Here is an 11970-nt window from a genome sequence, read left to right as displayed (position 1 = left end):
CGGCCAATAAAGCGTCAAAACTAAACCCTATCCAAGCCTTAAGGTACGAATAAGTTGTTTGTATTTAAGCGGCCCTTCTTTTGCGGCCGCTTTGTTTCCTATATAATAATTTTAATAAATATTTTGGGAGCGTTCATTTATGCGTTTATTAGTGGTAGAGGATAATCTCTCCTTGCTGGAATCCATTGTCCAGCTATTATCCGATGAATTTGAAGTGGACCAGGCAGCCAACGGAGAAGATGCCTTGTTTTTAGCGATGCAAAACATTCATGATGCAATAGTATTGGATGTGATGATTCCGGAGATTGACGGTTTTGAAGTCCTCCAAACCATTCGCAGGGAAGGCCTGAAAATTCCGGTTCTTTTTCTAACGGCACGGGACTCCTTGGAGGACCGGGTAAAAGGACTAGACAGCGGCGGGGACGATTACTTAGTGAAGCCGTTCCAAGCAGCGGAATTAAAGGCGCGGATCCGTGCGCTATTAAGACGGAGCGGGAGCTTAACGACCAACCAAACCATTCAATACCGGGGAATTGAATTACTGGGCCGGGAACGGGAAATTGTGGTGGACGGCAAACCCATTAAGCTCACGGCCAAGCAATACGAGCTGCTTGAATTTCTCATCCAGAACAAGGGAGCGATTTTAACAAAAGAACAAATCTATGACCGTGTCTGGGGGTTTGATTCCGACACCACCATCGCCATAGTCGAGGTATTTATGCATCATCTTCGGAAAAAGTTGGAACCATATGGCTACCACTCCGATATTAAGACTATTCGCGGCGTCGGCTATATGCTGAACGAGGAATAGGGGCGGCATATGTTCAGGCGCACACATATTAGGCTGACTTTGTTAAATTCGCTGGTTTTCATCGTGTTAATCAGCATTCTTGGAAGCATTATTTATTTTTATACGGATAATCGATTATATCAGGATGTAAACCGGTCGTTAATGGAATCTGTTAATCATTTTCAACAGCAGCCAGGCGTTGACAATGATGATCATGATTCTCCCGGCCCTAGGTTCATGAAACGGGACCCAAGGATCATGACCTTATTGTGGCAGGGCGAAGGTAAACAGCTGATCGGGGAACAAGGCCGTGAAACCGAGTTGTTTTCGGGTAAAGAGGAGCAGATTCGCCCGAAAAAACTAAATTCCTTGCAGGATGTGGTAGCAGGAGGGTTTTCCTACCGATATATCGCTTTTGATGTGAATACTACAGCCGGAAAAGTCACCGTACAATTTATTCGCAACGTCAATTCGGAAAAAGAATTATTAGATAGGCTCATTTTGATTATGTTTATCGGTTGTGGTATTGGTGTCGTTTGCGCGCTGGTTTCCGGGTATTTCCTGGCCGGCAGGGCTCTTGTCCCGATTAAGAAGGCTTGGGATAAACAGCAGGAATTTGTCTCGGATGCCTCTCACGAGCTGCGGACGCCATTGGCAGTCATCCAGGCTAAAACCGATGTGCTGTTCCGGAATCCAAAGGCTACCATCCAGGATAAAATTCATGATATCTCCACTATTTCGAAAGAATCGCGCAGGCTTTCCAAGCTGGTGACCAATTTATTGACGCTGGCAAGATCGGACTCCAATCAACTGGAAATGAAGAAGCAAGAGTTTCAAATCGATGAGCTTTTAAAAGAAATCCTTTTGCAATTTGAAGATATTGCTTTATATCAAGAAAAAACAATACATTTACAGGCACCTGAGCCCGTTGCTTTTTGCGGGGATAAGGAAAGGATTCATCAGCTCATTGTTATATTATTGGACAACGCGATGAAGTATACAAATGAAGGCGGAGAAATCCAGCTTTCTTGCTTGCAAAGCCACTCTTCCATTATCCTTTCCGTAAAGGATACCGGGATTGGCATTCCCGAGCAGGACATCCCGCGAATATTCGACCGCTTTTTCCAAAGCAATAAGGCTCGGACATCTGCTGAGGGAACGGGGCTTGGCTTATCCATCGCTAAATGGATTATCGACAAGCACCATGGCAAAGTAAAGGTAAACAGCTCGCTTGGTAAAGGAACATTGATTGAAATTGTCTTTCCAAGAACCCAAAAAAATTAATTTGGGTTCTTTAATTTTTTTAAGAATATCTTAAGGAAAGCTCTTCATAATGAGGGTATCTAATGGGTACAAGCATATTGAAGGGAGAAAACTTTAAATGAAAAAAGTGAGAAAAGGGCATTTATGGATTGGTTTGATCGCTTCTGTGTTAATCTTTATGGAGTCGCTCACAGGGCTGCTTATGAATGAACCATGGCTGATCGGACAGACCCAGATGGGGGAGCGCGGCAATTTCCAGCCTGGTCAATTTAGACAAGGTTTTATAAACGGCGCTGGACAGACTCAAGGAGGGTTTAATCGCCAAATGGATGGCCAAGCAGGCGATAACAACCAAGGACAAACAAATGGGCAATTCGGAAATCAAATGCAAGGGCAAGATGGTAATCAAATGCAGGGGCAGAACAGAAACGGCCAATTCCAAGGAGGAGCTGGCAGGTTTAACGGAAACTTCACGAGAGGGTTCCGCGGTGAAGGCATAGGCCAAACATCCGCTATGGGCATCATCAGAGGACTTCATGAAGGCCGAATCGGAAATACTAATGTCAAGTGGTTGATCGACCTTACTGCTATTGCGATGATGTTCCTAACAGGTTCAGGCATCTATCTTTCTATTAAAGTCCTAGGTGCTGAGCGCAAAAGAAAAAAACGCCAGGAAGATCCTTATAATGAAGTGGTCTAATTTAGACAAAGCAAACTGAACATAATAGTCTACTAAAATGGAAGAGATACATCCGAAATGCGGAGAGTGTCTCTTTATTTTTCAGAAAATTAAACAGGAATTCGAATGGGAAATGCCGAATAATAGGGAGTAGAATTTTTCGAGCAGCGGAGGAATGCGGATTTGATAAAAGATATGGAATCAATATTAATCATTGATCAAAAGGATGGGTTCGGTCCTGAGTTCAGCAAATTGGTGTCGATGATGGAATATGCCAGGGCCACTACGATTGAAGAGGTAAAAAATCTTACGGTAGAGGAACTGGATTTTCTTTATGATGAGGACGCCAATTCCATCGGCATGCTCCTGGCCCATTTTGCGGCTGTTGAAAAAGCATACCAAATCGTTACCTTTGAAAATCGGGACGACCTAACAGATGAAGAGGTTGCCAGTCTGAACCCAGGTCTAGATTTAGGGAACCCCGGGCAGGAACAAATTAATGGTAACAGCATTGACTATTATTTAAATCATTTAGCAGAAGTAAGGGCCGTAACCATTGAAAGATTTAAAGCCCTCCCGGATGAATGGTTATTCGAGCAGACCCCGTTTTGGTGGAATCTACAGGCAAATAACTACTTTAAATGGTTTCATGTTTTTGAAGATGAGCTGAACCATCGAGGCCAAATTAGGATTATAAAAAAAATGATCAAAAAGGCCAACAAGAAAAGATAAACAAGGAGTGGAGATTTTGAACATTTATGTTATCCGTCACGGTGAATCTGAGCACAACGTTGACCGGACCGTGATGTCACATACGCATGATTCCCAGCATAGTTTGACGGAACTTGGTTTCAAGCAAGCACAAGTGACGGCCGATTACCTCAAAACAATCATCGAAGGCAAAACCGTTCTTTACAGCTCACCCTATTTACGGACAAAACAAACCGCCCAGGCGATTCATTCCTTATTGCCGGGGGATGTTCCATTTTTGGAGAACCCGCTGATAAGAGAATGGGAGCTTGGTAACCTGTATGACTTCAACAACCGTACCCCTGAGGCAAAGAAGGAATATAAGGCAGCAGGGCAATTTTACTTCCGCTTTCAAAATGGCGAATCCCTCGCTGATGTGTACCTGCGCGCAACCATGTTTATGAATACGGTGGTTGACCGCCTGCAGCGGCAGCAGCGCTATGATAATCTTGTGATTGTTACGCACGCCGCTTTTATTCATATGCTGCTGGCATTCCTAACGGAGACGCCGGTTGAAGATTTATTAAATTTCAAGCCGATTGAAAATGCATCTGTCACCAAGATTGATGAGGTGGATGGGGACTATCAGCACGAAAAAATCTTTGTGCCGAAGGTTGAAATCTAGTCATTATATGCAAAATGGCCCCGCCAAAAAGGCTGAGGGCCATTTTATTTATTATAGTAGAAAATTATAGATTAAGTCATTGTGGATAACTTGTAACAGGATAGACACGTCCAGCTCCAGCGCCCTAGCGGCTAGTGTCCTTCGCTCTCCGCCCTACGATAAGTCAAGCACGAATGCGCTTGCGCTCTTCGTGTTTCCTTTATCTCAGTTGGAGAGCTCCAGGTCATACGCCGCTGACCAGGGCGCTTGCGCTTTTGTTCTTATAGTGCTTCGTTAATCACCTTTTTGTAATAAGCCACCGAGAGAACACCAAAAATGGAGTAGAGCGCCGCATACAACAGCATTACAACCAGCATCGGTGTCCAAACCTCTGCACCAAACAAAAACCAACCGGATTGAACCGCAAAATAACCGTGTGCGAGTCCAACCGCTAACGGAATGCCAAAGCTAAAGAGCTGCTTTCCTTGAATTCCTCTTAACAAATCCCCTTGTGTAAAACCAAGTTTTCGTAAAATCGTATAATTGGGCTTTTCCTCTTCACTTTCACCCATCTGTTTAAAATATAGAATGCAGCCGGAAGTTATCAGAAAGGTTAACCCAAGGAAGCCAACGATAAACATGGCCAGCCCCATTGTATTTTTCTGCTTTTTGATCAAGTTGAGGCGGGAATCATTTCCATGCTCGCTGCTAAAATGAAGACTGGAGAAGATCTTATTGGCTTTTTCAAGCTGTCCCTCGTTTTTTAAATTAATTCCAATGAAAAGGGATGATTCTTGTTGAACCTTTGGATCCAAATCTTGTTTCAGCCGCTGAAAAACGGCATCATCTACAATGGCAGTCGGTGAACCGCCAGCTGTGTAGTACCAGGAAATCACGAACTCTTTTTTCAGTCCCGAGTATTTTAACGGAATCACTTGATGAACCCCCTTAAATTCAATCGTTCCTGAATCCTTTAAGGTCATAAACTTCTGCAGCAAATCACTATAGCCGGTAAAAATAGTTTCACCCGGTGTTGCATCAACATTTTTTACAGATCTGTCGCTGATGACTGACATAGGCATGTCGGCAGGGGCAACCATCATTCCTTCCAAATTCCGTTCTAGGATTGGCTTCAGGTTTGCGCTGACCTGAATAACCTCAATACGTTTTTCATGAAAGTCGATTCCTGCATTGTCCAGGGAGGTCTCAAATTTCGTTGCATCCTCTTCGGTAACAAAAGCAAAATCAGCGGCCACATTATTTTGGGCTGTTTTGTCAACAGAATAATAGGAGATATAGCATAACGATAATAGACCGATCGCCAGTGCCGATACAGTTGTGATAATCGTTAATAACATGGCATTCGATTTCATTCGGAACATGATGGAGGACAGCGACATCACTTCATTAATTGATAAATAGCCGTCTTTCTGTTTGCGGGTGAGTTGGAAAATGAAACTGACCGAACCCTTATAAAACAAATATGTTCCGATAATAACTGATCCGAGAATTCCCGTCATCGCCGCAAATAATGCCGGCATGGTGGTAAAATCTCCGCCAAACAGCTTGGAAGAAACGTAATAGCCGGTGGCAATCAACACTAATCCAAGAATCCCAATAACGTTTTGAACCATGGATAGTTTTTGGATTTTTCCTTCTGTTGAGGAAATGACTCTGAACAATGACAGGATACTCTGCCGTTTGATAAAGATAAAGTTCATTAACATGATAAACAGGTAAATCACCATAAAAACTATGATGGTCTGTACAAGTGCCTGAGATGAAAAATGGAGGCTGGCGACAGCATCGACGCCGGTTATTTTAAAAAGAATCATCAGAATCAACCGCGAAACCGAAAACCCGAGAAAGATGCCAATCACTAGGGAGCCGAAGTAAAGGATAAAGTTCTCGGCACTGAGAATCCGGAAAATCCGGCCTTTGGTCATTCCGATTAACTGGAATAATCCGATTTCTTTGCTCCGCCGCTTGATGAAAATGTTATTGGCATACAGCAAAAAGATGGAGACAATTGCGACAAGCAAAATCGAAGCTGTCCGAATGGCGGCGGCCCCTTTGATGGTCCCTTTCGCTTCCGTCATCGCCGGGTCATACTGCAGCGTAACAAACGCGAAATATAAAGCTACACTAAAGACCAACGCAAACACATACAAAAAATAATTTTTCAAGTTCTTTTTCAAGTTGCGAATGATCAGTTGATTAATGTTCATATTGAACACCGCCCAACACCGCTTGAGTTTTCATAATGTCTTGAAAGAAGGCCTGCCGGGGCTGTTCGCCCTTATTTAACTGGGTATAAATCTGCCCGTCCTTAATGAAAATGACCCGGCTGCTAAAGCTGGATGCAACAGGATCATGGGTGACCATCGCAATCGTAGCATTACGCCGTTGATTTAATCCACTAAGCTTGTTTAACAGGTCTGATGCCGATTTGGAGTCGAGTGCACCCGTCGGTTCGTCCGCAAAAATAATGCTCGGTTCATGGATAAACGCCCTTGCGGCAGAAGTCCGCTGTTTTTGTCCGCCGGAAATTTCATTTGGATATTTGTCCTTGAGCTCGTAAATACCGAGTTCTTCAGCCACTTCGGCAAATTTTTGATCCGCTTCTTTTTTCGGCATTTTCGTGATGGACAGCGGCAGGAGAATGTTTTCTTTTACCGTTAATGTATCTAAAAGGTTATATTCTTGAAAAATAAACCCTAAATGATGTTTCCGAAACTCAGCCAGCTGTTTTTCTTTCATTCGAGTGATTTCGTTTCCTTCAATTTTGATGGAACCGTTGCTTGCTTTGTCAATTGAAGAAAGGACATTCAAGAGAGTTGTTTTTCCGGAGCCAGAGGCACCCATGATGCTGACAAATTCTCCTTTTTCAATACTTAAATCAAGTCCCTTTAGAACGTCCTGTTTATTCCACTTGTTGCCGTAGCTTTTATAAATTTTACTAGCTTCTAAAATTGGCATTTCGACACACTCCTAATTTCGATAGCTTTAGTATAAAGGTGCGTGTGGATCACTTCCTTCGTTTCGCCGAACAAATGCGGCAAAGCATGTGACAATGTTGTCACATGCCTGATATATGAAGGAATTCATTTCTTTTTGGAAAAATTAGCGTAAATGTCGTGCCTTCTCCTAATTTGGATCGCACCTCGATATGGATGAATAGCGGCTGGGATGCCTTTTTTGCAAGATAAAGCCCCATGCCGGTAGCCGCGCTGTCTTGATGTTTGGTGGTCGAGGTGAAGCCCTTGTCAAAAATGCGGGGCAGATCCCTCAGGTCAATGCCTCGGCCGAAATCGGTGACTTCAAGTATGGTCAGTCCATCTTGAAGGCCGCTTTTGATGAAAATATCCGAGGCTTCGCTGTATTTCACAGCATTGGTTAATAACTGTCTGAGAATAAACGCCAGCCACTTGGCATCCGTCAGTACCTCGGTGGTGCCCAGCTCTACATCAAAACCGATCCCTTTTTGCATACACCATGATTGCAGCGTTTTAATCTCTGAATAAATAATCGGCTTTAAATCTGTTTTTTCGATATATAAGTCATTTTCCATAAATGGTATCCGCTTTTGATGAAGCTGCTGGTCAAGCAGCAGATGAATACGCAGCCACTCAAATCTTAGGTTTACCCGCAGCTTGCTTTCCTCCATGCGGTCAATCATTAAAGACATAGCTGTCAGTGGTGTTTTCACCTCGTGAATCCAGGATAACAGCTCATCCTTTTCCTGCTCCAGCATCGTACGATTCGCGGAAGCCTCTATTTTAAGGGATTCGGTTTGGCTGATGACGCTTCTTTCAATAATTTTTTCAAAAGGGCTACTGGCTTTCGGCAGGCCAGTTAGATCAAGGCTGCTTTCCCAATCCGCCAGGCCTTTATAGAAGTTCGTCTCCTTGTGGAAACGAACGGTTAGGAAAATCGCAAAGATAATGAGCGATAGAAAAACCATATACAGGACGGGCAAAAACGGGATAGCAGAATCAATGTAGGCGATAAAAACGATGAGGAATTCTAAGGATAAAGTGAGCAGAATCCAGCTCCGCCGTTCTTTTATAAAATGTTTTATCATGGCAGCTGCGCCACATCGACCGCCATATAGCCTTGTCCCACTTTCGTTTCGATAAAATGCCCGATGCTAAGTTCATCGAGTTTTTTGCGGAGCCGGTTTACGTTCACCGTTAAGGTATTATCGCTGACAAACCGCTCGTCATCCCACAAGCTTTTGATTAACGCTTCGCGTGTGACGATTTTATTCTTTTGATTAATAAGCTCTCTTAAAATAAACATTTCATTCTTGGTCAGCTCGATTGAACCTGCGTCGTTCCCGACTGTATTTTTTTGATAATCGACTGTCGCTCCGCACCAGGTTTTCAGTTCAATTTGGCTGTCGCTGCTGTAATCATAAACCCGGCGCAGTATCGCCTGTATTTTTGCAATCAGGACATCGAAGTGGAAGGGTTTTTGGATGAAGTCATCTGCGCCAAGCTGCATCGCCATCACCATGTCGGAAGGGTGATCCCGTGATGATAAAAATAAAATTGGCACGCTCGAGTGGGAACGAATCATCCGGCACCAATGGAAACCGTCAAATTTGGGCAGCTGGATATCAATGATGACCAAATCAGGCTTGGTAGCCGTGAATTCCTGCATGACTTGGGCAAAATCTGTTATTCCATACACGTCATAGGACCAGCCGGATAGCCGTTCCTTCACTTCATTGAATAATGTAGCATCGTCTTCAATCAATAAGAGCTTAAACATTGGTATCACCAACTTATCTCGGTTTTTCCTCAATTACATAGTATAGCAAAAATTTCCTTTTATCTATTAAAAAAGAGCCAACTTTGTGAAGTGGCTCCATTCTAAATTATGGATGGTCGGCTGGGAAAACGATGCCGGCGTCCTTTCTAGCTGCAACTAGCATCTCCATGACTGAGTAACTGTAATCAAGCAGTTTATAGCAGCGGTCAAAATCCTGATTTTTAAACATTTCTTTGAATGCCAGCAGTTCATAATAAAGCTTGTTCGTTGTCGTCTGGTTGTTTAAGGTGACGGCAGTTCCTTCGGTATGTAAGATGACGTTTTGACACCCATTTGCCCCATGTTCAACATGGATATATCCCTTTTCACCTTGGATTAGAACAAAGTTCAGGCCTTGTGTATCCTTACTTCCCACGCACTCGGCGATAAAATCAGGATATTTCAAAACAAGAACTCCGGAGGTGTCGATTCCGTTCGGGTGCTTATTGGCAGTATAGCGGATGGAATCCGGTGTGCCGAACAGGTTCATCACGAAATGCAGGTTATAAATGTTGATATCAACAAGGGCGCCGCCGGAAAACTTCGGATTAAATACATTCGGTGTCTCCCCAGCAAGCAGGGCATCGTACCGGCTTGAGTATTGGCTGTAGTTGCACTGGATCATTCTTACTTGCCCTAGCATTGGCAGGTTTTCTTTAATGAGTTGATAGTTGGGCAGGTGAATGGTTGTGATGGCCTCAAACAGCATTAAATTCTTTTGTTTGGCGAGTGCGATCAAGCTTTCAAGTTCTGCGACGGTCGATGTGAACGGCTTTTCACATATGACATGCTTCCCGTAGTGGAGCGCTTGAGTGGCCTGTTCGTAATGCAGGCTGTTTGGGGATGCCAGGTAAATAAAGTCGATGCCTGGGTCCTGGAACATTTTTTCGATGTCGGTGTAGATAGTTGGGATTTGATATTTTTCGGCTAACGGTTGGGCAGTTTCCTGCTTTCGGGAATACATCGCCACACATTGGGCGTCATCGATTGCGTTTAGTGCAGAAAGGAAGGTATCCACGATCGAACCCGTTCCAATAGTAGCAATATTCATATGCTCAAGTCCTCCAATAACAAAATACTCCTAACATCATAATGTATTTTGGCGGACTTGCCAAATGTGGAATGAGGCATGGGGACGGTTCTTTTGCATCACTTTTGAACAGTGGGGAGGCCTAGATCTTCGTGAAGAAAATAAAAGACAAAACCGTAATTTTGCGCTGGTAAAGTGTCCAATAGAAGGCCTTCAAAGGACAAAACGGAGAGCCTGCGCTGGCAAAGTATCCAATAAATGAGGTTAGTATAAAAAGTGGACACATAAAAATGAGATTAAGTTTATAATACAATCATCATTTATAAGGACGTATTCACTATGGGGAAGCACCATACACAGGAGTATAGAGATTATGTTTCAAAATTAGTGGTAGAGGAGGGCAAAAAGCTACAGAAGTAAGTCGGGATCTTGAGATATCCTCTAAAACGATTAGTCGGTATTCAAAAAAACAGCCAAGGAAGAGCTGGTAAAAAGTAATCCTTTCCTTAGAAAAACCATTTTCATACCAGTCGTTCTTTTGCCAATTGGAATAATACGTTCTTTCATCTATATGGTTATTCTTTTTTCAAATGGGTTCATACCAGGGCCATGAAAAATTATTTAAAGGAGATGTGGAAAAATGAAACTAGATTCGTTGAGACATGATCAACTAAAAGATTTTGTTGAATACTGTAAAAAACACCGTAGGGAATTAGATGATTCTTTTTTATATGATGACGATTTAGCAAAGTTTGAACTTAATAACGAAAATCCCACTTACATTGTGGCAGATCAACAGGGGGAGATTGTCGCTGCAGCCTCTTTAATTATCGATGAATATCAGCGAAGGGGGAAACGGGCTCGGTTTCGGATATTCCATTCGGAAATAAAAGATGTTGAAGTCTATAATATGCTCATGAAAGCATTACGCAAACATACTGCCGATATTGAAAAACTGTTTATTTTTATCCCATTGGGTAACCAGACATTGTCTAAAGTGATGGAGGAGTTGGAGTTTTCCATCGACAGGTACGCTTTCCTGCTTGTTAGAGAGGACATGGATGTACCTGAGCTTAGTTTGCCTGAAGGTTACATGATTAGAGATTTTCTACCAGGAAAAGATGAAGAAATCTGGTGTAAGGTCCGAAATGCAGGGTTTTCGAACCTAAAGGGAAATGAAACGCCCGTTACTCCTGACATGGTCGAGAAGTTGGTTGAAAGTGCGGATTACATTGACGGCGGAATGAAAATACTCTTTGATAAGGACATTCCGGTCGGCGTTGTCAGGGGGGCTAAAGATGAATATGAAGGGGCGCCGATTATGAATATCGGCCCGCTTGCCATCCTGCCGGGATACCAGGGCAGAGGTTTAGGGAGAATTCTTTTAAGAGCGGCATTGCATTTTGCAAAGAGAAAATCGTTTCAGAGAACGATTCTTTCGGTTAATGGGGAGAATGAGCGGGCAAAATCCCTTTACCTTCAGGAAGGGTTTGAGCAAGTGGAGGGTGTAGCTTGTTATCAATATGATCTATAAATGTTTCCAATTGTAAACAAATAAATTATATTAATATAATTAAAATGCATTGTGAGGGCGCCTTTCATTAATAGGAGGGTGCCCCTTATTTATAGGTTTATTAAAGTAAAAACTTAGGTGCTTTAAAGTGTTAGAAATTCCGACTTGACTCATAGGAATAAATATATTAAACTTTGAAAATATAAAATAGGGGGTTATGAAATGAATAACATATTAATTATCGTGAACGTTGTCGTTCTTCTGTTTCTGATGTTCGGCTTGTTCATGATGCAAAAAAAGCATGTTTCTTTTTCAAAACGTGTGTTCACCGGACTCGGTTTAGGTCTTGTATTTGGATTTATCATTCATCTTATTTATGGTGGAACACATGAAGTAACAACACAGTCGATTAACTGGTTTAATATTGTCGGCGGCGGTTATGTCAAACTGCTGCAAATGGTTGTTATGCCATTAGTGTTCGTATCGATTGTAGGGGCTTTTACAAAGTTAAAGCTGACTAAAAATA

12 protein-coding genes are annotated in these 11970 nt (G+C 42.7%); 7 read left to right on the top strand and 5 right to left on the bottom strand.

Annotation, left to right across the window (positions count from 1 at the left end; translation table 11 throughout):
* Positions 1–139: 139 nt before the first annotated feature.
* The 5 genes from KHB02_RS11420 (at position 140) to KHB02_RS11400 (ending at position 4107) form a co-directional block, all read left to right on the top strand.
* Positions 140–811: a response regulator transcription factor gene (locus KHB02_RS11420; protein WP_213147635.1), complete on the top strand. Its 672-nt coding sequence runs from the start codon at positions 140–142 to the stop codon at positions 809–811.
* A 9-nt stretch (positions 812–820) separates the two neighbouring features.
* Positions 821–2074, top strand: a complete 1254-nt coding sequence (locus KHB02_RS11415; protein WP_213147634.1) for a sensor histidine kinase — start codon at positions 821–823, stop codon at positions 2072–2074.
* A 97-nt stretch (positions 2075–2171) separates the two neighbouring features.
* A complete protein-coding gene (locus tag KHB02_RS11410; protein WP_213147633.1) occupies positions 2172–2753 on the top strand; it encodes a PepSY-associated TM helix domain-containing protein in 582 nt (193 codons plus the stop codon).
* 174 nt (positions 2754–2927) lie between these two features.
* A complete protein-coding gene (locus tag KHB02_RS11405) occupies positions 2928–3464 on the top strand; it encodes a DinB family protein (protein ID WP_241113821.1) in 537 nt (178 codons plus the stop codon).
* A 16-nt stretch (positions 3465–3480) separates the two neighbouring features.
* The gene (locus KHB02_RS11400; protein ID WP_213147632.1) at positions 3481–4107 is read left to right on the top strand and encodes a histidine phosphatase family protein; all 627 of its coding nucleotides are present in this window, start codon (positions 3481–3483) and stop codon (positions 4105–4107) included.
* A gap of 260 nt (positions 4108–4367) precedes the next feature.
* Here KHB02_RS11400 and KHB02_RS11395 read toward each other — a convergent pair whose 3' ends face one another.
* The 5 genes from KHB02_RS11395 to KHB02_RS11375 form a co-directional block, all read right to left on the bottom strand.
* Complete coding sequence (locus KHB02_RS11395; RefSeq protein WP_213147631.1) at positions 4368–6314, bottom strand: FtsX-like permease family protein; 1947 nt, start codon at positions 6312–6314, stop codon at positions 4368–4370.
* Entirely contained in the window at positions 6304–7065 is a 762-nt protein-coding gene (locus KHB02_RS11390; RefSeq protein WP_213147630.1) for an ABC transporter ATP-binding protein, read from the bottom strand. Before KHB02_RS11390 ends, KHB02_RS11395 begins: the two co-directional genes overlap by 11 nt.
* A 100-nt stretch (positions 7066–7165) precedes the next feature.
* Positions 7166–8170: a sensor histidine kinase gene (locus KHB02_RS11385; protein WP_213147629.1), complete on the bottom strand. Its 1005-nt coding sequence runs from the start codon at positions 8168–8170 to the stop codon at positions 7166–7168.
* Positions 8167–8862: a response regulator transcription factor gene (locus tag KHB02_RS11380; protein ID WP_213147628.1), complete on the bottom strand. Its 696-nt coding sequence runs from the start codon at positions 8860–8862 to the stop codon at positions 8167–8169. The genes KHB02_RS11385 and KHB02_RS11380 overlap by 4 nt, the downstream gene beginning before the upstream one ends.
* A gap of 106 nt (positions 8863–8968) precedes the next feature.
* A complete protein-coding gene (locus KHB02_RS11375) occupies positions 8969–9952 on the bottom strand; it encodes a Gfo/Idh/MocA family protein (protein ID WP_213147627.1) in 984 nt (327 codons plus the stop codon).
* 619 nt (positions 9953–10571) lie between these two features.
* On the opposite strand from KHB02_RS11375, the gene KHB02_RS11370 reads away from it, so the two are divergent.
* Together KHB02_RS11370 and KHB02_RS11365 are read left to right on the top strand one after the other, a co-directional pair.
* Complete coding sequence (locus KHB02_RS11370) at positions 10572–11465, top strand: GNAT family N-acetyltransferase (protein ID WP_213147626.1); 894 nt, start codon at positions 10572–10574, stop codon at positions 11463–11465.
* A 201-nt stretch (positions 11466–11666) separates the two neighbouring features.
* Positions 11667–11970: cation:dicarboxylate symporter family transporter (locus tag KHB02_RS11365; RefSeq protein WP_241113818.1), on the top strand; the 304-nt coding region annotated here is incomplete at its 3' end.

The organism is Neobacillus citreus (assembly GCF_018343545.2).
Taxonomy (GTDB): Bacteria; Bacillota; Bacilli; order Bacillales; family Cytobacillaceae; genus Neobacillus; species Neobacillus citreus.
Note: the sequence above shows the minus strand (reverse complement) of the source record. Positions and strands in the feature narration are given on the sequence as shown.